The organism is Pedobacter sp. V48, assembly GCF_000523515.1.
Taxonomy (GTDB): domain Bacteria; phylum Bacteroidota; class Bacteroidia; order Sphingobacteriales; family Sphingobacteriaceae; genus Pedobacter.
The window spans coordinates 1-22,748 of the sequence record NZ_AWRU01000007.1 but is presented as its reverse complement, the minus strand read 5'-3'; the positions used below and the strand labels follow the sequence as shown (position 1 = coordinate 22,748).

The 22,748-nt window shown below is 41.9% G+C and carries 23 protein-coding genes and 1 pseudogene; 5 read left to right on the top strand and 19 right to left on the bottom strand.

Annotated features, from left to right (window positions below; translation table 11 throughout):
* Window positions 1-137: 137 nt before the first annotated feature.
* A complete protein-coding gene (locus N824_RS08755) occupies window positions 138-758 on the bottom strand; it encodes an HD family hydrolase (RefSeq protein ID WP_048904780.1) in 621 nt (206 codons plus the stop codon).
* A 125-nt stretch (window positions 759-883) separates the two neighbouring features.
* Between N824_RS08755 and N824_RS08750 the strand changes: the two genes are divergently transcribed.
* On the top strand, window positions 884-1,573 hold the full coding sequence (locus N824_RS08750) for an HAD family hydrolase (RefSeq protein WP_048904779.1): 690 nt from the start codon (window positions 884-886) through the stop codon (window positions 1,571-1,573).
* Between the two features lie 155 nt (window positions 1,574-1,728).
* Window positions 1,729-2,589 (top strand): nucleotidyltransferase domain-containing protein, encoded by an 861-nt coding sequence (locus N824_RS08745; RefSeq protein ID WP_161662281.1) that lies wholly within the window; start codon window positions 1,729-1,731, stop codon window positions 2,587-2,589.
* An 18-nt stretch (window positions 2,590-2,607) separates the two neighbouring features.
* On the opposite strand, the gene N824_RS08740 is transcribed toward N824_RS08745, so the two are convergent.
* The 4 genes from N824_RS08740 to N824_RS08725 all read right to left on the bottom strand — a co-directional run bounded on the left by N824_RS08740 (window position 2,608) and on the right by N824_RS08725 (window position 6,417).
* Window positions 2,608-3,315 carry a diphthine--ammonia ligase gene (locus tag N824_RS08740; RefSeq protein ID WP_235207040.1) on the bottom strand — a complete coding sequence of 236 codons (708 nt, stop codon included), beginning with the start codon at window positions 3,313-3,315 and terminating at the stop codon, window positions 2,608-2,610.
* A gap of 303 nt (window positions 3,316-3,618) precedes the next feature.
* Window positions 3,619-5,202 (bottom strand): ATP-binding protein, encoded by a 1,584-nt coding sequence (locus N824_RS08735; protein WP_152542085.1) that lies wholly within the window; start codon window positions 5,200-5,202, stop codon window positions 3,619-3,621.
* 146 nt (window positions 5,203-5,348) lie between these two features.
* Window positions 5,349-5,957, bottom strand: coding sequence for an alpha-ketoglutarate-dependent dioxygenase AlkB (locus tag N824_RS08730; RefSeq protein ID WP_048904775.1), 609 nt, complete (start codon window positions 5,955-5,957; stop codon window positions 5,349-5,351).
* A gap of 1 nt (window position 5,958) precedes the next feature.
* Window positions 5,959-6,417: a hypothetical protein gene (locus tag N824_RS08725; protein ID WP_048904774.1), complete on the bottom strand. Its 459-nt coding sequence runs from the start codon at window positions 6,415-6,417 to the stop codon at window positions 5,959-5,961.
* Between the two features lie 244 nt (window positions 6,418-6,661).
* Between N824_RS08725 and N824_RS08720 the strand changes: the two genes are divergently transcribed.
* Window positions 6,662-6,907 (top strand): hypothetical protein, encoded by a 246-nt coding sequence (locus N824_RS08720; protein WP_048904773.1) that lies wholly within the window; start codon window positions 6,662-6,664, stop codon window positions 6,905-6,907.
* Here N824_RS08720 and N824_RS08715 read toward each other — a convergent pair.
* The gene (locus N824_RS08715; protein WP_048904772.1) at window positions 6,904-7,233 is read right to left on the bottom strand and encodes a helix-turn-helix transcriptional regulator; all 330 of its coding nucleotides are present in this window, start codon (window positions 7,231-7,233) and stop codon (window positions 6,904-6,906) included. The genes N824_RS08720 and N824_RS08715 overlap by 4 nt on opposite strands.
* Window positions 7,220-7,663: pseudogene (locus N824_RS08710) on the bottom strand (SRPBCC domain-containing protein). The gene N824_RS08715 and the pseudogene N824_RS08710 overlap by 14 nt, the downstream one beginning before the upstream one ends.
* Before the next feature lie 232 nt (window positions 7,664-7,895).
* Between N824_RS08710 and N824_RS32985 the strand changes: the two are divergent.
* Entirely contained in the window at window positions 7,896-8,072 is a 177-nt protein-coding gene (locus N824_RS32985; protein WP_200869846.1) for a hypothetical protein, read from the top strand.
* 99 nt (window positions 8,073-8,171) lie between these two features.
* Here the strand turns inward: N824_RS32985 and N824_RS08705 are convergent, their stop codons facing one another.
* Window positions 8,172-8,633: a nuclear transport factor 2 family protein gene (locus tag N824_RS08705; protein WP_048904770.1), complete on the bottom strand. Its 462-nt coding sequence runs from the start codon at window positions 8,631-8,633 to the stop codon at window positions 8,172-8,174.
* A 183-nt stretch (window positions 8,634-8,816) separates the two neighbouring features.
* Here N824_RS08705 and N824_RS08700 point away from each other — a divergent pair, with 183 nt between their 5' ends.
* The gene (locus tag N824_RS08700; RefSeq protein ID WP_048904769.1) at window positions 8,817-9,842 is read left to right on the top strand and encodes a hypothetical protein; all 1,026 of its coding nucleotides are present in this window, start codon (window positions 8,817-8,819) and stop codon (window positions 9,840-9,842) included.
* A gap of 44 nt (window positions 9,843-9,886) precedes the next feature.
* Here N824_RS08700 and N824_RS35420 read toward each other — a convergent pair whose 3' ends face one another.
* From N824_RS35420 to N824_RS08645, 11 genes are all read right to left on the bottom strand, one after another.
* Entirely contained in the window at window positions 9,887-10,315 is a 429-nt protein-coding gene (locus N824_RS35420; RefSeq protein WP_255327430.1) for an SDR family oxidoreductase, read from the bottom strand.
* A 23-nt stretch (window positions 10,316-10,338) separates the two neighbouring features.
* Entirely contained in the window at window positions 10,339-10,701 is a 363-nt protein-coding gene (locus N824_RS35415; RefSeq protein ID WP_052334091.1) for an SDR family NAD(P)-dependent oxidoreductase, read from the bottom strand.
* 129 nt (window positions 10,702-10,830) lie between these two features.
* Window positions 10,831-11,787 (bottom strand): hypothetical protein, encoded by a 957-nt coding sequence (locus tag N824_RS08690; RefSeq protein WP_152542083.1) that lies wholly within the window; start codon window positions 11,785-11,787, stop codon window positions 10,831-10,833.
* Between the two features lie 24 nt (window positions 11,788-11,811).
* Window positions 11,812-14,061 (bottom strand): DUF2961 domain-containing protein, encoded by a 2,250-nt coding sequence (locus N824_RS08685; protein WP_084498246.1) that lies wholly within the window; start codon window positions 14,059-14,061, stop codon window positions 11,812-11,814.
* Window positions 14,062-14,074: 13 nt separating this feature from the next.
* Window positions 14,075-15,502, bottom strand: coding sequence for a sialate O-acetylesterase (locus N824_RS08680; protein WP_048904766.1), 1,428 nt, complete (start codon window positions 15,500-15,502; stop codon window positions 14,075-14,077).
* Window positions 15,492-16,781, bottom strand: coding sequence for a histidinol dehydrogenase (gene hisD / locus N824_RS08675; RefSeq protein ID WP_048904765.1), 1,290 nt, complete (start codon window positions 16,779-16,781; stop codon window positions 15,492-15,494). The genes N824_RS08680 and hisD overlap by 11 nt, the downstream gene beginning before the upstream one ends.
* Window positions 16,782-16,812: 31 nt before the next feature.
* Window positions 16,813-17,991 (bottom strand): glycoside hydrolase family 172 protein, encoded by a 1,179-nt coding sequence (locus tag N824_RS08670; protein WP_048904764.1) that lies wholly within the window; start codon window positions 17,989-17,991, stop codon window positions 16,813-16,815.
* 19 nt (window positions 17,992-18,010) lie between these two features.
* A complete protein-coding gene (locus N824_RS08665) occupies window positions 18,011-20,173 on the bottom strand; it encodes a hypothetical protein (protein WP_200869845.1) in 2,163 nt (720 codons plus the stop codon).
* Between the two features lie 41 nt (window positions 20,174-20,214).
* Complete coding sequence (locus N824_RS08660; protein ID WP_152542080.1) at window positions 20,215-20,781, bottom strand: hypothetical protein; 567 nt, start codon at window positions 20,779-20,781, stop codon at window positions 20,215-20,217.
* Between the two features lie 652 nt (window positions 20,782-21,433).
* On the bottom strand, window positions 21,434-22,246 hold the full coding sequence (locus N824_RS08650; RefSeq protein WP_084498245.1) for a glutamine amidotransferase: 813 nt from the start codon (window positions 22,244-22,246) through the stop codon (window positions 21,434-21,436).
* Between the two features lie 13 nt (window positions 22,247-22,259).
* A partial coding sequence (locus N824_RS08645; RefSeq protein ID WP_048904760.1) for a hypothetical protein occupies window positions 22,260-22,748 on the bottom strand: 489 nt, incomplete at its 5' end.

The window sequence follows — 22,748 nt, the reverse complement described above, 5'->3', positions numbered from 1 at the left end:
CGGCCACAGTCCCGCTACTGAGCAGTAGTAGCCTGTGATACTGTTTCTGCCGGCCCAAATCAACTTCAATTTTATGTATCAGTTCCAGTTCCATATGACCAGATTGGATGTCAAAAGTAGATTTTCACTCAGTGATTTTATTTGAGGTAAGTCTTCTCAGGGTGAACTTCCTTCCTAAGGATCCCCTCCTCAACACTTTCATTTAATAGCTTTTCTGCATAAGTCCAAATTGAAGTAGAGCCCTCTTTAATCGCCTTTTTCTTGTCGTAAACTTTTTGATAATCGACATTAAATTCGGTCCAGGTTCCGCCATTATTTGACTTGTTTTGCAGCAATGGTTCAAACCTATCCATAGCCCGGGCAAATTTTGCATCGTCAGTAACCCCTTTTTCAAATTCCTCCCAAATTGCAATGAGATCATTTGCCTGCGCCTCTGGCAATAAACCAAAGATCCGTTTTGCAGCTAAACGTTCTTCATCTGTATTGGTGTGATTTTTCGATACGTCGTAAATAAAAGTGTCACCTGCATCAATTTCTACCAGATCATGGATCAATACCATCTTCAACACCTTAAGCACATCAATCGGCTTATCCGAGTGGCCTGCCAAAACGAGTGTCATCATTGCTAAATGCCAACTATGTTCGGCATCATTTTCGTGCCTGTCGCTTTTAAATAATTTAGTTCTCCGTTTAATGTATTTTAACTTATCAATCTCTTTGATAAAAGCCACTTGTTTCAATAAATCGTCTGTACCCATTACTTAAAATTCTGTAATTAATATTATTTTAGGTGAACAAGGCAAAGTTAAGCTTCACAAATCCATTCACCAAAACTGCAAAGTCTTTCATCTCAATTTAGGGCAGACCAGTTAAAGCCGATGCAATGAAAACAACACTCAACTATTTTCTTTTCGATTATGACGGCACGCTTTGCCACACCCATGATACCATTAACCGGGCAATTATCGAAACCTTCAAGGCCTACCATCTCGACGTTCCAGCCGAAGAACAGCGGTTACAAGCAATTGGCTCAGGCAGCACCATATACCAGGCTATAAGGGCAATGCATCCCATGGGTAAAACATTACCCATAGAACAGGTCAATTCCATGGTCAATTCCTACAGAGCCATTTATACCGACATCGATACCCAATATACGACCTTATTTGGCGGTGCAGCAACCCTGTTATCAGGGCTGAAAGCGAAAGGCAAAATTGTTGCCGTGCTGAGCAACAAAGGCTTTCAAACCGTCACCAAATCCCTAAGATCTTTCGATCTGGAACAGTACACAGACCTGCTAATCGCAGACGGCAGTCCGGTGATGAAAGATCTCAACATGAAACCCGACCCGGCTAGTTATGTTTCCGTCATTAAAAAACACTTCCGGATTGAAGCGGATAGTGAAGTGCTGATGACCGGAGATACTTACTCCGACCTGCTGTTCGCGAAAAACTGTGGCATAAAATCCTGCTGGGCCTCCTATGGCTACGGAAACCAGCAAGCCTGCAAATCACTGAACCCCGATTACCAAATCACTTCACTGAAAGATTTCGACAAGATAGTCAGTTTGTGAGGACTCCAGAACGCATGCTACCCGCCAGGCATTTCAGTACACAGGACTTCTTACCGAACAGCTGAAACCGCTGGCAAACCAATACATTTTTCCATAGCTTTGTCTCTCACAAGCCGAATGACCTAAGAATTTCCATGATTTTATATCCCCCTAAGATGAACCTACCAAAAGATAAACAAAAAACATTTGACAATATCGTAGCTGATCTAAAAAGTATTGACCATGTAGTTGCAGTAGTATTAGGCGGTTCATTTGCTACAGGAAAAGCAACTGAAAACTCAGATTTAGACATTGGCATTTATTACAATGGAAACCAACCTTTTCACATTACTGCCGTTAAATCTGTCGCTGAAAAGTACGCAACAGACCAGGCGCCAACCGTAACCGACTTTTACCAGTGGGGACCCTGGGTAAATGGAGGAGCCTGGTTGCAAACCGAAAGTGGAAAAGTAGACTTTCTGTATCGTAACCTTGACCAAGTCACCAACACTATTGAAAATGCCCAAAATGGAAAATGGGACAACCACTATGAACAACAGCCCCCATATGGATTTTCATCGGTGATTTATCTCGCGGAAATTGAGTCCTGCATTCCTGCTTATGACAAGGAAAACACCATCAGTAAATTAAAATCAGCGATTAAAAACTATCCGGCTAAGCTCAAACAAACCATCATTCAAGAAGCGCTTTGGTCAGCGGAATTCACCATTCTAAACGCTGATGGATTTGCTCAAAAAGAAGATTATTACAATACTTTCGGCTGTATAACCCGCGCGCTGAAAAGCATTGTAAATGCGCTGTTTGCGATCAATGAAAAATATCCTATTGGCGATAAAAAAGCGATTGAGATATTAACATATGAAACATATGTACCAAAAGATTTCCATTCCAGGGTGAATTCGATTTTAATTGCAAACAAAAATTCATTAACACATAATCTTGAAGCCCTCAAAGCGCTTTTTCAGGACGCTGTAAGATCGACAAATGGCAACTATAAACCTCTGTATCGTTTTTAACGCTAAAAAGACTTCCGTTTACCTCAAAGGAATCAAATCTATGTACCAATAACCCTGAGGAGATTCCCCCACAAGTGAAGGAAAGTCCTTAAATATTTTCTCACCTAAAGTAAATCCAATTGGCTTTTTAAACAATGGCCCGTCAAATACAAAAGTATGAAACTCCCCATTCTCGCCGCATGGATCTATACCTTCAGGTAGATCTGCGAGAAAACTTTCATCGATTGTCCTGCCACAAAAATCCTCCAGTCCCTGCTGGGCGCAAACCACAACCGTTTTATAGCCAAGGGAAATGAATTCCCTTAAAACTTCCGTCGTGTTTCTTTTCCACAAAGGGAATTCCGCTATCATCCCAATCTCAGCAAGTTTGGTTTCCCGATAGGTTTTCAGGTCGTCTAAAAACAGGTCTCCGAAGATCGAATGTGTAATACCTGCTGCTTTGAGTATACTCATATGTTTGTGCATCTCCAGCTCATAAGTAGTCATATCAGGCGATTCAGGTAATTTTATCTGGTACAAGGGGATTCCCAAACTTTCTGCCTGCTGAATCAAAAGACTTTCTCTAACCCCATGCATACTTACCCTATTATAAGTCTGGTTGACTGTAGTTAATAAATACCTAACATCGAAACGCTGATGCTGTAAAACGTGGTGCAGCGCCAAAGTACTGTCTTTTCCCCCACTCCAATTAAAAATACCGGCTACCATACCCATTTTCTTAAACAACAATTATCCGGTAAAGATAATGGATAAGCGGTAGTTCGAGAAGCAGGGAAAAAGGTTTGGGGAGGCTAAAATTTTTAAGAAAATTATTATAGCTAATAGAAAATTTAGGTAGTTCAGTTCGTGTTACCCAACTACTGCTCTTGTTCTCTTTTTATACGGCTCAGGCCGAACGAGGTCCGAACAAGACTAGCTTAAGAGTGCCGCAAAAAGCGACTATATTATAGGGTCTAGTTCGCGTTCTTTCTCAACCTGAATTCGTGCCAAAATTCAATTTATGTTTGATCTACCATTAAATGGGTACGCTCACGAAATTGGCCGGTCAGTATTTAAGGGTAAACTAAAAGAAAAAACAGACCCTTTGCCCAATTCACTCTCTACATAGATTTCTCCATTATGGAAATGGATGAGTTCAGCACACAGATACAATCCTATTCCAAAGCCTGAGATGGATCGGCCATGCTCATCCTGTACCCGATAAAAGCGTTCAAATAAATGTGGGAGGTCGCTCTTTTTTATACCAAGACCCTGATCGGCCACACGTATGACCGCTTTATCATCTTCCCTATGGCAACTCACAACCACAGGCATCGCTCCTACGGTATATTTTATTGCGTTACTGATCAGGTTATCGATTACCTGACCTATCTTTTCCCAATCGGCCATCACCTTTAAATCAGGACCTGGGTCAAATTGCAGGGGATTAATGACCAATGGTATGGAGAAATTTTCAATTACTTCCAGGATCAAGTCATTGATCAGAAATACTTTTTTATCCAGGTGTATTTTACCGGAATCTAAACGAGAGACATCCAGGAAGCCGTTAATAAGTCCTGCCATTTTATTAACTTGGGTATCCAGTTTAATCAGCGTCGCTGCACTAAATTCGTCCGATTTGATATTTGTTTTTCGCATCAGCACCTGAACATAAGCTTTTAATGAGGTCAACGGCGTTTTCAGTTCATGGCTAACCATCGCAATAAAGTCATTTTTTCGGACCTCATCTTTCTTTTGTTCGGTAATATCCTGCAATATGCCACTGAACCGAGTTGCCTGCTGATTCGTGTTGAATAATGCTTTCCCTTTAGCGCGGACATGCCTGGGGGTAGGATTGTTAAGGGGTTGAATGACATAATCAATATCGTAATGCCCACCAGACTTATACTTCATGGCTTCAATGATGGCATTCGTTACACGCTGGCGATCGGGCTCGGCAATAACAGCTGTAGCGTTGCTCAGATCAATCTCTTCGCCCACAGATAAGCCAAACCAGGATTTTAACCGTTGATTTCCAATAAACCTGTTGGTCTGTGGATTAAGGTCCCAGGTACCAAGTTCAGCGGCCTCAATGGCAAACTCCAGTTCTTCTTTGGTATGTTCAACGTCATGATAGGCATTTACCTTTTTAGTGGTTTCGGTGCAAATAACCAAAACGCCACCTATCTCTCCACTTTCATCGTCAACGCCGCTATAACTGAAAGTCCAGTAAACATCTTCCATTCTGCCATTGCGATAGATTGGAATAAGTTGGTCTTCGCTCCAGGTAGAGTCTCCTCCTGCCATTACCTGATCAATTAATGGCTGTATGGTTGGCCAAATTTCCTGCCAGCACATCACTGCTTGTTGGCCCAAGGCTGCTGGGTGTTTTCCATTATTACCGAGGCTTGGTCGGTAAGCGTCATTGTAAAATTGGATGAGTTCTTTTCCCCACCACAAAAACATAGGGAACTTTGACCTGAGGATAATATTTACCGTAGTCAGCAAACTTTGCGACCATTTTTCCGGACTACCTAAAACAGACTTTGACCAGTCAAAGTTCCTGATAAGATCTCCCATTTCGCCCCCCTCTTTAAAATACCGGGCATTTGCTGATAAACTGGATTTGATCAATGTATGAGCGATTAGATTGGTAAGTAAATAATGATAAATCGGTTTAAAATCATGCCAAAAGAGCAACAGGATAAAATCTGTTCACCAGCGGACAAATAGTTATCGACGGTAAAAAATAAAAAATGTTCAGGTTCACTAAATAAGAATCAGATCACTATCCTGAAAGTTAAATTCACCCTTGGCTTCATTGGTTTCATTGACTTTGCAATCCTGTGTTCCCAATTCACCTGCAAATCCCCCTTCATGATCATCAGCGCACCACTTTCTAAACGGATCGAATACTTCTCGTTGTGATCGCGCTTCCTGCGGATGTCAAAGCACCTCACCTGTCCAAAGCTCACTGAAGCAATCACAGGTCGTTTACCCAAAGCCTTTTCGTTATCACTATGCCAGGCCACCGAATCATTGCCATCCCTGTAATAATTCAGCAATACACTGTTAAACCGAACTCCGGCAATAACTTCTACCTTTTCTTTAATCATTAGCAATTCGGGTGTCCAGACATTTGGTGCAGACCTGCCTAAAGAAGTATAATCATAGGTTTCTGCATCTGCATACCAGGCCGTAAGTCGTGGTGTGATGACCTCCTTGTCATACATCCTGACTACTTTCTGTTTCCATGGTGATTCTGCAATAAACTTCTGTAACAAAAACTCACTTTGAGTTTCAGAAAACAAATCGGGATGATATTCCAACAATTCAACTGGCAGCCCCGGGCTTTGTCCCGATTCCTTAAACAAACTGATCTGTTCCATATCAACATGCAAATACCGACCCTTTTACAACAACCTCAAAATCTTCAGACATTATGGCATTGTATACCCTGAAACGAATCTCCCATGGATCTCTAACCAGGTTCATGATATAAGCCCTGAACAACTTTTCAAAACGGTCAAAATCAATCCCATCCTTACAAACGACGAGGTATTGGTTATCTCCCTGAGCTATCGCCTCCCGAACATATGCCTGCCAATGTTGTTTAAGTTCTATCGGCAAAAGGTTAAAATGCTGGGTATCAATCAAACGTCCAATACCTTTAATCAGCTCTTGTGAAAGGATTATCTTTCCTTTGGCATACCACAGACCTTCTAGCTTTTCCATGCAGCAAATCAGCTCACCAGCGTAAACAACACGCCAGGATTCCCCAACACGAAATTGCAGCACCTGGTAAACCACACCATTAACCCCATCCGGAAAAAAATCCAATTCAATCATTTGTCCCCCGATCGTTTATGCTCCGTAGCCCTTAATTCTTCATTTTTTTCAATTAGGGATATCAGCGTCTGTGCAGTTTCCCTTTTGAACCTTTCAACTTCTCTCATGATGTAAAAACTTAGGTCGTAACAAAGTTAACACTTTTCAAAACAAAATACTAATATTTTTAGTTTTATGAAAAAAATAACCTATCTTTGCTAAAGAAAAACAGCAGCTAGCATTTATACCATTTTAAATTAAAGCCATGAAAAACACAGAAATTAAAGTAAGCACAGACCTAAAAAAATTCATTACCAAATTTGAGCCCAACAAATTCAAAATGCTGACAAGAGGTATTGAGATCAGGGGTATTAACGACATACATCGCAGCATAGAACTGGCCAAAGCATTAATTGACAGTATGAATTTAAAACTTATTGTACACCATTCTGCGGAAATGGCTCAGTATCGGAGTTTTGAGGTCCTGAACGCTGAGCGCAATGTGAATTAGTTCTTTTTGTGCCCTGATGCATCCATCAGCATTTCTAGCTTACCAAGCTTCTGCTTCCAGAAATTATCATAATAATCAAGCCATTCGCGAAGCTGATAAAAACCCTGTTGACTGAGCAAACAGAACCTTTCCCTGCCCCGGTCTTCAATGGTTAGAAAACCTGCATGTTCAAGAATTTTAATATGCTTTGAGATCGCCGGTCTGCTGATCTCAAATTTCCCTGCTATTGCATTGATGGTCAAGCTTTCGGCGGTTAGCAAGTGTAAAATCTCCCGTCTGCTGCCATCAGCAATTACCTGAAAAACATCTAAATTAGGTTGTTTCATGTGCCTCCTCCATTTTTTTTACCAAACGTTTAGCGATTTTCAACCAGCCTTTGCCCATCACCAGANNTAAGRNCAGMTWMKYKMWTRRNCNTTKAWWRYYAKRATGTAGTAAAGTCAACTCGGTGCCCTCGTCCTTAGGCTCCAGCGTCCAGGTTACTACTGAATCCAGCTTTACATCATCGCCGTCGCCCCCACGCCAGGAATACTTGAGCATCTTCAATGGCTCGAAATCCAGAACCTGGCAATAAATCCTACCATCAAAACTGAAACGGCGGATAGGCTTTGCACCAAAAATGAATTTGTGACCAATCTCCAGTTTGAATTCAGTTGGCAACAACCACTGTCCGAGTAACTCCGAATCAGTGAGGTATTCCCACACAACCATTGGAGGGTGCTTAAAGTACCAGTTGTGCTTAATGTGATTTTCCATAATACGTAACCTGTAAGTTACCCAAATATAAAGAGTAATTTTGAAGTTACATAATTTTTAATCNTTTTTTTTTCAGTGCAGTTACTACGGCATTAGCTTTTTCTACAATGATCTTGTTGTGCTCAGCCATGGTTGTTATTTACTCAAACTATTAAAACAATTCCAGAGCGCGATCATTATAAAATTGAACGAATAATGCGCCGGCTTAATTTATGAACCTAAATTCAAAACAATGAAGAATAAACAAGATACAAGGCATACCAGTTCAGAACAGGGAAAGCCCACCTCAGATCGCATGTACCACAATGCTAAGGACGATAAAAAACAACAGGGAATTACCAATGGCGGGGGTCAGCGGTCAGACCAGACTTCAAATAAAGACAATCAGCGTAAACGCGAAGCGCGTTAATTCATAAAAAGGTGTTCTGATCAGAACACCTTTTTATTTTCTTCGGGGTTGATGTTGTCTGGGACAATAAGTGATCTGATGTTCCAGAAACTACGGTTTTCAGCCATGTGCCGAAGGCTTTAAACCTACTGAGGCCAGCCCGGATTCGATATCAAAAGGCACTGAATTGTGGGCATGAACGATCAGCCATTTTCCGTTAAGTTTCTGGTAACAGGTCGTCTCCCGCCAGAACATATCCAGTATTTTCCCATCCCTCTTAGCGGCAAATACATGGTTCAAATTATAACAGAAAGCAACATCCTCGCGCACCAGAAGAAAGGGCTCAGCGATTTCAAAACCAATGGGGCCTTCAGCAAACGAGGAAAACCAGTTTTCCAGGCGTGTGCTGATCCCGTCCAGCCCCGAAAGCTGAAGCGGGCCGACCACATCGAATGAAACAATGTTGTGCGCATAAAAAGATAAAGTCTGTTCCAGGTTCTTTTGTCTAATCGCTTCAAGTCGTTTATTAATTGTCCATAATATCTGGGCTTCTTGTGCAGCAAATTGATCGTTGTTTTTCATAATATCATTATTAAATCGGCCACCACCGTGTGGAAAGCCTAGTGATAACCGATTGGCAGCGGAAATTGTTTCGACAACCTGCCAAGGTCTTTAAAAAGTCAAAAACTGACGTTGGCAGTTATCTGAAAACTCAAATACTCCAAAATCTCTTATCTTTACAATAACACATTGTCTTTAAATAAGATGCATCTGCTAAGGAAATACTTTTTCTTGCTTTTCATTGTTTTAATCTGCCTGCCATTCACTTCGTTTAAAAGTGTCCAACAGACGGCACAAGAACCGCTATTATTTAAACCTACGACATTTTATGTTACTGAAATTCTAGATCAAGGGGCAGGTAAGGATATGGAAACCGCTATTTTGATCAGGTTTATTAAAAATAACCTGTCAAAAGACCTTTCCCTAAAACCTGTCGTAGTCGAGATCAAAGAACTCACCATACGGGAAACAACGACTAAAACCGGCGTGGTAGAGGGACAGATCAAGATGCAACTGTCATTCAGTTTAAAGGAAGAAGATGAGAAAAAACACCTTATGAATTACAGTGGAGGCATGCGCTATTCCGGACCTGCTTCTAATACTTCGGTAATTGACAAAAACTTAAAGCACCTTGGTAAATCTGCATTGGAATACTTTAACACCTGGATGAACAACAATATCCATACGAACAGAATCCTTGCAAGTAAGGTAAAGGTTAGTTTTGAGTACTATAAGGAGCAAACCGAAGGTGATACCATTTACTATGCTACCAACAGACCCCTAACCTGGCCCGACTTCCAATCGACCAGAAAAATGTCCAACAAATATGCAGCAATGGTGATGCCCAATATCGGTTATGATCAACATGAGGAGATTGCAAAAGGAGTGATTCAGGTAACCATTATCTTAAAGACCTATCTGGCTAAAAGTGATTGCTGGCTGAGTGGGCCTTACAAAGATGATTACATGCTGAACCATGAGCAAAGACATTTTGATATTGCCAAAATCGTAACTGAACAATTCAGGAAAAAGATCGGCTCAGCAAAACTTACCCCCGACACGTATGAAGCCTTCATCAATATGCAATACCTGGATTCCTATAGGGAGATGAACAAGCTACAGAAAGATTACGACACAGGGACCGCCCATGGCACCAACAGGATGGCTCAGCAAAATTGGAACAAGCGAATTGACGACCTGCTGCTTAGTAAAACTATTCCCGGGGCTTAAAGACCTTCCATCATTTTTAGAAGATTTTTTTTTCTGTTGTGCGTTCAATTGCCACTAAGAAAAGCTGGTTTTGTACTTTTGTAGTTAATTGCAGCTGTTGTTCCTGCAGTAACATCTATTGTTACGCCTGTTATTTTCCCAGCCATATCTGATCCTAAAAAAACAGCAGTATTTGCAATATCCTGCATCAATGGCAATTGATTGAGCATTGTATCGTCCACAATTTTTTGCAAGAAAGAGTTGGCGTCGTCACTTCCAGTAGCTATAAATTCTTTAAATGGACGTGAATCCGGAGAACCAGCCGATCTGATATTAACAACCCTGACGCCAAATGAGCCAAGTTCTGCTGCCAGGTCCCTAGAAAGGCTCTCTATTGCACAACATACCGGACCAAAACCACCAACCATTGCATATCCAATGCCACCTGGAGTTGCCGTTAAAGAAAGTATTACTCCAGATTGTTGATTTTTCATAATTCTACCCGCCGCTGTCATGGTCAGGAATTGAGTATGCATAGCATCATGGACAGGTGAAATAAATCTTTCAGTGACATCTCGATTAGTGGAATATTCTGGACATTTTTAATTCCTATTAAATTGAAAGATATATCAACAGTACCGACTTTATTATTAACGAATTCAATGTGTTTTCTGATAGAATCCTCGTCCATTGCGTCAACAATACCAGCATGAGCTTTACCGCCTGCTGCAATAATTTTTTCAGCAACCTGCTGGGCAATTAATAAATTTTTGTTGGTTACAAAAACGGTAGCGCCGGCAGCTGCCAGAGATTGAGCAACGGCTCCTCCCAGAGAAGAACTTGCCCCATAAACAATCGCATTTTTATTTTGAAGTATCATAATTCCAGTTTATCGATATTGTTCAATACAAAGCTATTGCTTAGTTCATTCTATCTAGGGGTGCAAAACAGACAATAATAGGTGCAGAACGCGACAAAATTCGTGATGTGCATTAATTTTTGAATGCAGCTATTTCCATTCCAATGGGGCGAGGAACAAGCCCCTTTTATCCCAACCTGTATTGGAGATAAACCATCCTTCTTTTTTATCGTAAATAATTTCAGCAGCGTGTAGAGGAAGCGAACAAACCAGGTTCTTTTCAGGAAAATTTTCAGGGTCTTTAGACCAGTATACATCTGTCTGGTTGTATTTGGTCATTGCCCGGCATATAAAAAGATAAAAAATCCCGTTTCTATGCACAACAAAAGGGCTCTCCGCATCACCTCCCCAATCTACCACATAAGGTTGGACATGCACAATTCTCGGACCGCTCCAGTGAAAAAGATCTGGCCCTGTCCTTACTGCAACGACTGATCGGTGATCGACCTCGTTATAGGTTCTGGTGTAGTAATAATAGTATTTATTTTTATATCTCATGATATACGAATCACGCGCATGCCCGGGATCACTAAAAAGCGGGTTAAGCGGATAGCGATCCCAATCTTCCAGATTATCGCTTTTTGCCATACATAACTGGCCCCATGAGGCATAGTTAGGAGCATTTTTTTGCATATTGCCAATATTATAAAACATAAAAAAGGCGTTCTTATCTTTTATAACGTGAGGTGCCCACAATACACGCTCCTTACCTTCCTGTACAGACATGGCATATCCTTTATCTTCCCACTTTTGTTGTTTCAGAGAATCGGCAGTGATGTGAAAAAATTTAGTTTCCCCTCCCCAGGGCCTGATAGGATGATGCCCGATGATGCCATATGCATGCCAGATACCATCGTCTCCCTTTACAAAGGAGTGATCATTTGTATACCAGGTGGTATCCTCTTTTGACCGCGTGTCATTTGGATTAAAAACGTGGACAAAACTTCCTTTTATATGCGGGGTTTCGTAAGATTTTTTCTGTTGCGCGATGGCAGGCTGACAAAATACAGCAGCAGTTGTCAGCAACATCATTCCTATTTTTTTCACATCAATATTTAAACAAGTGGTTGATTATTTTACAGGTTTTAATTGTGGTAGTACGTAACTATACACGCCATATTTCAATTCGCTCCAAGCACTCGGTTTTGGAAAATCCTTTCCCGGATAGAGTTGCTGAACTACAGGGATAAATTTAATCCTTACCCTTAATTTAGATAAGCCTCTGGTTAATTTAGCGGGAATCAGAAACTCATCATCTCTAAAGCGTCTGTTTGATGTTTCCACCTGATACACTCTTTTTGCTGATTCGCCTGCTGGTCTGGAAAACATACAGGTATTCGATCCAGCTAAATACCATATCCCCGCTTTCTGCCAATCTATTTCTTTAACCTTTCCAACGGATGTTTTTTTAGCGATATAAACTTCTGCAGTCTGATTGGGATAACTATAATCCAGGGTTCTCCGTAATAGCGCACCCAGGTTATTTGGACTGATACTCACTGTAAACTCAGAAATACCGGATGTATGCCGTCCATCTTCTTCATGGGCAGGATAGATTTCTTTACCGATCAGTTCTTTATAACCAGCAATTCTTTTAGGCAGATCCAGACCCCATGCCCCGGAAGGAAACTTATCCGGCCCCCATTCATACCTGGATCGGATGGTTTCTACTTCTGACGCCTCAGGCGAATAATAAGCATGGCGCAGTTCATCATCCTGCTTGCCAACGTCAATTGAATCTGTTTTAATTAATGATGGCCAGGGCATTCCGTACCAATAAGAGACTGATTCGTAATGCTCCTGGGAAACGTTTTCGCTATGCTCAAAATTTATAACAGCCCGGTTTCCAAATGGCATCAGATCAGCAACCAGGAACCGATATGCGGATTGAATAAGATCTTTATCATTTACCGCTGTTTTTTTCTCAGTAGATCCACAAGGATGACCGGCAAGTGGGAGTGTCATGTTTTCTCCACCCCAATAATCGCCCCCTCCGGCCCATTCCTCTGTTCCTGTACCATAGGCCTGGGGAGTTTTGCTGTCGTCAAAAAAGAATCTAGGATCACCTTCCAGTGTATTCAGGTTGGCATTGTGAGAAAATATAAACGATGTTCCGAGGAAACTTCCGGACCACTGCTGATGCCCTTCTATTCCCTTAGTATCTAACCAGGTCATATCTTTGCCCAAATCCGGTTTAGGCATATCCTTATAGGTGGCATGAAAATAAGCATTTCTGTTGCTGGCTGTTTTCAGCTTTTCATAACGCAGTTCATAACTTATCTCTGAATCTTCAGGGGTTATGCCACTCAGTTCAAATTTGGCTGTTTTAAAGAAGGGCATAGGATAATAACAGCCAAGCTCTACTTTGTTATTTACATAATCATAACGAATGTTTATGGGAAGCCCTTTGACCAGAAATTCCTTTTTCTCCCGGTTAAAGAATGTACCCGCTCCAAAAAAAAGACATAGGGGTGCATCAACAGATGGATATGCTGCACCATCCCAGGTTATTTTTAAGTGAATGCGCTCCAGATCGATCGCTTTACTAAGCGGTAAAGTAAACTTAATCGCACGAACCAGAGATAAGGGATCTTTAATAGTGGCCAGGGTGATATTCTTCTGATTCAATTTTAACTGACCTTGTTTTATATTGATATTTTTTGGTGCAATATCCTGGCCTGAAAGGTTAACCAGATCGACCACATCCTGATCTGGCATTTTATTTACATTCCATGAGCTGATGGGCTGAGAAAGATTTTGCTCATTGGCATAAAGATGATAAATATAATAGCCGGTACCATAAAAAGTACGGGAATACGCAATATTCATCGAATCCTGAAAAGCCATCGGTACCCAGATCAGATCGGCACCTTTGGTAGCACCCCAGGTCCATGCCAGCGGCTTGGGAAATGCAGTATCTGGAATAAAAGCAGTTTCTTTCAGCGTTTTAATTGCATTTACCGGATCAGCTGTTGCCGTTTCTTTTACCACATTATCGACACCATCTATCTTAAAATGCCAGGGGCTGCCATGCCAATGATTACTGCGAAAGAAATAAAGGATACCTTTCCCTTTTACGCTGAGGGTCACATTCTCATCTTCTTTATTCATGAACAGAAAATGTGACGCGTCGGCGCCCCCGCCAGTACGATCATACGTACTGCGCATATACGCCCTTACCCCTATGCGCTGAAGTGAAAGCTGATCCCATTTGCGATAGGCATCTAAACCTACCGGTATTGGAATAGCCTTTTGTGCATTCAGGCTCAAGGACATTACCGTTAAGCTTACAAGAAGACATGCTGAGAGGATATTTTTCATATGAGCATCAGTTTTATGGTGTAGTTATGGACCATTTATCGGTTCTGAATGGAATCAGGGGCAGTCTTTCCTGGTTAAAAACATTGCCAATCGAGGTGTCATGAAAAGCATATCGCAGGGCTATAGGATGTCTGACCGAATCACTCCAGGCGATTATTTTATTATGCTTTAAAATTGCCTTGGCCGCATAAAATATGCTGTCTTTACCCGCAATCTCTAAATCGTTAATCTTATTCCCTTTCACAAACATTCCTCTCGATGCATTGGATATGGTTAAGAGCACTTTGTTTTTATCAAAGCTGACCCGTTCATAAACCGGACTTTTATATGCCTGCATTTTTTGTCCATAGGTCTCTGCCAATGCCCAGTTTGCCAGTCTCCATCCTACATCGTGTTTGTTTTCAGGATGCACATTATTGACATCCGTAACTAGATCTGTTGTAGCCACCATACCGGTATTGGGAACAGCCATACTCTGCAATTGTGCTTCGCGTAAAAGTGCACCGGAATTTTTCTTTTTATAGCGGAAAGGCGCAATCTGTACGTAGTAAAACGGGAAGTCCTTTCGCCAAGCCTTACGCCATGCATATACCATCGTGGCAAATAGTCTGCTGTAGGTACCCGCAGTTTCTGTATTATTCTCCCCCTGGTACCAAATTGTTCCGGCAATTGAATAATTCGTTAGGGGTGAGATCATCGCGTTATACGCATAACCCGGATGGTATGGGACCATGCCACTTGGCTGTATCCTGGAGGCGGCTGATTTTAAAACGGCATCTGCATTTATTAAACTATCCGGCGTCCATACTTCCGCAGCAGAGCCTCCCCAGCTTGCCCCTATCAAGCCAATTGGGACATTGAGCTTTTCATTTAACTTTTTACCAAAGAAATATCCAACAGCACTGAATGATTTTAACGTGTTGCTATCGCAGACTACCCAGCTGCCTTCGACATCATCCTGAGGATATTTTGCTGCCTTCTTAGGAATATAAAAGAACCGTATATTGTTATTATAGGCCTGCGGCAGTTCTTCGATAATGTCTTTTAATCCCCAGTTGCCATTCATTTCCATGTTACTCTGACCGGAACAAACCCATACCTCTCCCATTAATATGTTGGTAAGTGTAATCAGGTTATTTCCCTTAAAAACAATAGTGTAAGGCCCACCAGCAGCTGAACCAGGCACAGTGATTGCCCACTTTGCATCCCTGTCTCCAACAACCTGATAAGATTTACCGTTCCATGAGGTGGTTATGGAAATCTTCTCATAAGGATCTGCCCAGCCCCAAAGTTTCACTTCACTTTTTTGCTGCAATATCATATTACTGCCTATAATTCCTGGCAAACGCATATTGCCGAAAGTGGGAAGAACAGCAAAGATCAGCACACAAGCTGTAAGTGATAAGATCTTTATTTGTTTAGATGTTCGTTTACTTTTCATCTGGGATCTTATGATAACGATTTACCCTAAGTTGAGCCTGAGCTTTATGTCCTGCAAAACCTTCCAGTTCGCATAACCGCATGGCATACTCACCTATTACAACACTTGCCTGTGGCGTACATCGTTGATAGGTACAATTTTTAAGGAACTTACCGACCCATAATCCGCCGGTATATCTGGCTGCTTTCATAGTAGGTAGCGTATGATTTGTGCCAATAACCTTGTCACCATAAGCAACATTGGTTTCGGGCCCCAAAAATAACGCGCCGTAATTGGTCATATGATCCAGAAAATACTGTGGCCGACGGGTAAGTACCTCCACATGCTCGTAAGCCAAAGCATCCGCCACTAAAACAGCTTCTTGTTCATCAGCCACCAAAATAATGGATCCATAATCCCTCCACGCAGCACCTGCAATATCTGCCGTAGGCAATACCGTAAGCTGACGTTCAATTTCCATTAAAGTCTCTTTAGCCAGTTTTTCGGAAGTTGTAATTAATGCTGCCGGCGAAGTAGGGCCATGTTCCGCCTGCCCCAAAAGATCACATGCGACCATTTCTGCATCCGCAGTTTCGTCTGCAATGACAAGTATTTCGGTAGGGCCGGCAAACAGATCTATTCCCACACGACCAAACAATTGTTTCTTCGCCTCAGCCACATAAGCATTTCCAGGCCCTACAATAAGATCAACAGGCCTTATGGAACTTGTTCCAATGGCCATCGCACATAGGGCCTGTACACCACCAAGAATATAAATTTCATCCGCACCAGCTAAATGCATGGCACATACTGTAGCTTCGGGTATTTTACCATTAATTGGTGGCGTAAAAGCAATAATGCGTTGTACTCCGGCAACCTTTGCAGTAATGACGCTCATATGTGCTGAGGCCACCATTGGATACCTTCCACCCGGAATATAGCAGCCCACGCTATTTATGGGAATATTCTTATGTCCTAAAAACACGCCAGGCAATGTTTCCACTTCTATATCCGTAATTGATGCCCTTTGCTGTTCTGCAAAAAACTTAATTTGTTTCTGCGCAAATTGAATATCTGCGATAACCTGATCAGGAGTATGGTCAAGAATTTCCTGAATTTGGATGGCGGTAAGTCTGAAAGATTCTGGTACCCAATTGTCAAATGAGGCAGAATACTCCCTAATAGCCTTATCTCCATTTAACGCTATATCCTTAATTATTCTTTCTACTGTTTTGCTAACGCGTGAATCTGCTTCATTAATTTCATCTTCACTCTTTCCCTTTTTTATATACCTGGCCATTTAATATGATTATGATTTTTTTACTGATTTTCTAATTCCCCCAAACCTTGGACCCATTTCCTTTGTTTTTGCGCCATTCGTTGCGCCATCTGTGAATTTCTGCGGGACCAATCATTGGCATAGGTTTTCTGGCCGCCGCATCTGGAATTGCCGGAACGCCGACGGCCTTATCCTGGTACCAATACGCCACGCTGGCAAGATCAAGGGTGAGCACATTCATACTTCCATGTTCTATCGTGAATTTCATTGATTTTTCAAAATAGATCGGATCTGCAATGTTAAATCTGTATATATGGGTTTTTCCAAGAAAACCGATATCATCATTAACCTTTGGATAACCAAAATAAGGCGTTGAATAAGGTGTTTTTGGAGCGCCCCAGGAAGTATTGAAGTAATCTTCCGTACCCGTACCAATTAGAGCGGGATGTTCATCACCGTCAATAAATATCATGTCATCACCCTCTCCATACCAATATGGGGTAGGCGAATGAACATAGTAATTTACACCCACAAAATGCCCTTTCCCCTTTATATCGGCAATGATGTAATTGTCCTTGCCGGTTGTGTTTGGAATTCCGGGTCCAAACATCCAGTGTTCATTTTCAACACTATCGGCAGGACCAGTTAGTTCCGTATTATACCAGGCATGAAATCTGCCGGCATTAGCGGGAAGGCTTTTCATTTCCACGTAGTCTACATAGAAGTACAGCGACCTGATGTCTTTGCCTGACTGGTTCTCAATCTCAATTCTTGCTCCCTTTGAAAAAGGCATGGCAAAATAACTAACCAAACCATTTCCATTTGATGGAGTAGCGGCCAATGCTGCTGAGGTAAAAAGGTAGGATTCATTCCATCCCTGTCCAAAAAAAGGCCCTATTGGTGATTCGACTGAGGGACGATCATTTCCATCCCAATACATTTTTAGGATCACATCGTTCCGGCTTAACACATTGGGTTCCGGTCCCATGGTGATCCAGATATGGTTGATCATTCCAATGCCTTTCACATCAAAGATAGTACGCTTTTCTCCGCTTTTTATGTTCTGCAGATTGTCATGATTGTCCCCGCTCCTGTCATAACTGCTCACGCGTTTGGTTTTTACACCATCTTGAATAAGCGACAATGCCGACAGGTCATTGTTAAAGCGCTGTGCCATAATACTCCCTGAAAACAGAAAAGGTACCAGCAGGAAATATATTTTAAATTTCATGTCAGATTAGCTTTAAGTATTATTTATCTGCTTCTTTCATCATGGTGCGTATAGTTGGTTTTGCCACCTCATTAATTTTCGAAGCTGCAGTTACCTTCCAGAAACTTTCCTTTTGTTCAATCTGAGTCTGAGTAGTAACAATCCAGCTTTGGATCCAACCCGTTAAGGTGCACCAGGCTCCCCAACCTGCATCTGAGTTAGATGCCCAATAATCCCAGCGTCCATAGTCAAAGCCTCTTAACCAGGCGCCATCCAGATCAGGGTGTACTTTACTTTGTACCTGAATGCGGGTCAAAAAGTCCGAAAGCTTGTCGGTAGCTTCCTTATATTTTGTATTGCCGGTAGCTGCAGCAGCTTCATTAAGGCTAAAAAGGGCAAAATTGCAGGTATACAGCATGCAGGATACTTTTTCACCATTCCTGAATATAAGTGAACCTTCATCAGTCCCATAGTCTTCATTTTTATTTAAGGCCTTGAACATTCCTTTTCCTTTTCCAAGTTCTTCACGGATCGCTCCGCTTTCATCCTGATATTTCAAAATTTCGTTGATCATTTTATCCAGCCATTGCCTGTGCTCCTCGGTATTTTCTATTCTGACCAGCCAGGCTAGCGGAAGGATCATCCTGGCCCTTTGGGTTTGCATACTACTCCCCCAAAGCCATTTTTCAGGATAGGCATCCATCGTAATTTTGATTGCTTTCTTAGTCCGTTCAAGTAATGGTGCGTAACCAGTTTTGTTATATAACCATAAGTAACATGCCCACATCCACGATTCAAAATGTGGTGATATGTTAACCACATCCCTGTTCCAGTAATAGGGCCATCCATTTTTGATGATATCCGCTTCCTCAAGACGATCCGTTCTAAATCCTTTTATACCAGTGGTTCTGAAGTTACCCATAATAGCCTCGGTTAGTTCCTTATCCCATTTATCTGTTTTCAAGTAAGCCGATGCAGCTATCATTCCCAGAATTGCACGGGAATTGTCATCACCATAAAAAGTACCGGCATTAGTGGTGGCCCAACCAATTAATCCATAGGCAGCACTTGCAGGATTATTTTTTGGTCCCTGGCGCAGGTTCGAATTTTTAAAAACATATTCCATCAGGTTTGCAGATTGATCCTTATAATCCTGATTATTGAAAAGCCTTCCGGCAGCCGCCAAAGTCATTGCCACCTCTCCCTGTACGTCCGCCCGCATCCAATAGCGATAACCCTGATCACCTTTGTAAGAAATCGTGGAGATATGTCCCTCCAGAACGCCCAATTTCCCATCACCATTAATTCTCGACTGAGCTATAGGAGGACCAGTCGGCTTTGTACCGTCGCTCCCATATTTTGACACTTCTGATGTCCAGCTTTTATCCGGGAAAAACCTTCCTTTATAAAACCAATCTGTACCTTTTTTAATGCTGTTTAAACGGGCCCCGGCAGATAAACTTTCCGCTCTTTCAAACATCGGTTTAACATCTTGATGCCAGTGTTTTATGGTTACTTCCGAACGGGAAGTTAAATGTGAAATGATGAATTTCAACACACTTTGTATTGCATCTGTTGGACCGTAGCGCCCCTTTTCAAAGCTACTCAGGCCAGTCATGCTTACCAATATATTGTTATTGTACTTAAAAAGCAATGGATAGGTTTTTGTATTTTCCAGACCGTATTCCGCTTTATCGAAGCCAACGACCTTTGCCAGGACCATCAAAGGATCTTTAACCTGTATTGGCAATACATGACAATTATGAATACCCACTAAACTCATCTTTTTAAGCGGAGCATCAAATACCTCCTGGGTAATGACGCCTCTTTCCAGGTTGGTCTCCAATGCTTCTGAAGGAATATCTATTCCTGGAAAAGATGTGGGATACTCCACATAAAGTTTTAGCCCTTTTTGCTTTGCTTCACTTAAAATTTTAGCTGTAATGTGGTTTGCAGGATCTATCTGTGGATAGTTATCCGCAATGATTAGCACCCCCGCCCCGTTGGAAGCGGCTTTAACCGCAGCAGCAGGAGTATTAAATCTTTTAAGGATATATCCCTCTGTTTTCAGCAACAGGTATAGATCATTCTTTATATTCCCGTAAAAAAACAGGTTACTGCTTTTAGTTGAGCCTTTACCCTGGAAATGGATTAGCAATATCAGAAGTAAACAGGCAGATTTTAAAATATTCTTTAGTTTCATTTGAGTAGTTTTTTGTTTTTCGGATGAAAGAAAATTTATGCTCAATTATTATAAAGTTCTTTTAGTAACAGCAGGGCTTCTTCTATCAATAAGCCATCTGCTCCAGGTTCTAAAAATGACCATTTACCTGGCCCGGCTTCATATCCACCTTGCTGCGCGGCCAAAAGTGTAGGGATATATCCAATGTTATTTTCTGCGTAGGCCACTACTATAGTTTGTTCAAAAGGTGAATTTTGTTCGATTGTCCAGGCGGTTTCTGTAAAAGGCTCCCCCGGTAAAAATAGAATGGCCACTGAGCCGAGGCATATAGCATTTAATCTGCCAATAGCATCATTTGGGTTGGCCATGTTACTTCCTGGCCTGATGTTGAATTGCCTGGTACGATTCAAAAAAGAGAAGGTCTGATCGGATATCATTACCGGATCACTCTTTTCTACTACTTTGACAATTGCCTTTCCATGTTTTATCGCATATTCCGGTCCGCAGGAAACCGTCGGAGGATTGATATCTCCGGCAGCCCCATTTAAAAATATTGCCACTCCATTACGCGGCGATGCCTCCAGGGCAATGCATACTTCTCCCGGAAACTCGGCTGACATGTGAGGCATACACATTTCATGAACAGGATGACAAACAGCGTGCACCAGCGTGGCAATTACCCTATCAAATTGATCTTTGAAACGNGMTNACTRWGAWYKSWWKWGYSTACGGGCTCTCTTTCTAATAATTCAGGAGCAATAGGCTGGATAGAATCTGACATGATAACGCCATCCGGGGTAGGAATGCGTCGCTGCATATTGTATCCAGCCAGGGTATCTAAGCCAATAAATACCCTGCATGGCTTTAGCATTGATATAGCCGCGTCTATTGCTCCTTTAATTTTGTACTGGACATTTGTTAGCCAATCCCTGTAAACAGCTGTCAGGTATAAATCAGATAAGGCAACAGATTCCGGGGCATTGTGCGTGTGGGTACAGGTCAAGATTACTTTATCTGCAGAAATCACACCACCTATTCTGCTTTTAAAATTGTCCCATCCGCCAACTGAGGTATCATTTAATGCCAGAAGATCCAGGCAAACTACAGCAATCATTTCTCCGCTATTTTTCATAACCAGTACTCTTGCTTTTAAAGGCGTTCTAATGGATTCAAAAGGCTCATAAGATCCCTTTACGGAAGAAGTTAGTAATCCTACCTCAAGAGGTGGAGTAATGTCAACAACGGTAGCACCCGCAAATAACAGCTCTTTACTCATATGATTTATTTTTGCTTTTTTACCCAGTTCAAGGCCTGTTGCCAGAAGGCATCATAACCTTCCCATAATTCAAAATTGATACCCCAGTGAGGAGCCGGATCTGACATATACGTAAATAAACGGCCTTTTCCATATTCTCCTGCAACTACCAGCGGGTGACCGGTTTCCCTAACCCTCACCAATACCTCGGCATTTGGTTTGGCGGATACCTCATTATACCCAAAAATCGGAGGAAACTTATCCCATGGCAAGCCTTTTATTGCCGGATGATCAGCATTAACAACTTCAGCAGTAAACCCGGCAGAGGATTCTACCAAATCTTCAACCAACAGGCAATCGACCGGCAATACAGTGTTAAGTAGGCTTCTTCCCCATGCGGATTTGGCCTGTACACCGCTAAAGGACAACCATCCTCCCAGCATCATCAATCCACCCCCATTAGCTACCCACTCTTTGATAATGTTTAACCGGTCGGGAAAGGTCACTACTTTATTTTCACGACGTGAACGGTCAAAGAAGCTCGGATAAAGGTGAAAACATTTGGCTTCCACATCACTAATCACGAGGCATTCAGAATGTGCCAAATATTCTTCTAATTTTCCGGGGGCCAAACGATACAATTCCCAATTGGCTAAACTGGTTACTTCTGTGATATGTTCAAAGGCTTCAACCACGCGTTCACCATAAAAATGGAGGTCGGCATCTTTTGTCTCAGTACCAAAAGGTGTTTCAATAAACATTGGTCCGACGTGAAAAACCCAATCACCAAGGTATAATACGTGTTTCCCATCTGTAGGAAGTTCTTTCTTTACTTTCATAGCATTATTTTATTTATGTGTTTTGATTCATATTTTGAGGATCACTTTCCAATCTTTCGGAAAGAAAATCCAGGTAAGCTGCTGATGTTTTTTTGAAGATGACAAATAGCATCACAGCACTGATCAGCTCAGCCGTTGCCCAGTCATAACGGCCAAACCAGGCTTCAGTAAGGCCGAAAATGAGTAGACAGGTTGCGGCAAAACCAATAACGGCGATACCTATCCCCCTGAATATGGGCTGTAATTCCGGTTTCTTTAATAAAACATTTTTGTTCAGTGTCCGGAAAGGCTTCCAAAAGCCCAGTGGCTTAGCTCTTTGGTAAAAGCTGTTTAGCAAGGGGTCAGGATCCGGTTTAGTCAACAAGGCAACCGTGATCCATAGTAAAGTTGTCAGGCCCATCACCAATAACGTTTGCCAGTACCATGGCAGCGTTAATTGTTGTGCGGAGGAGAAACCTAACCACAGCAATAATTTTGGACCCAATACAACAATACAAAAAAT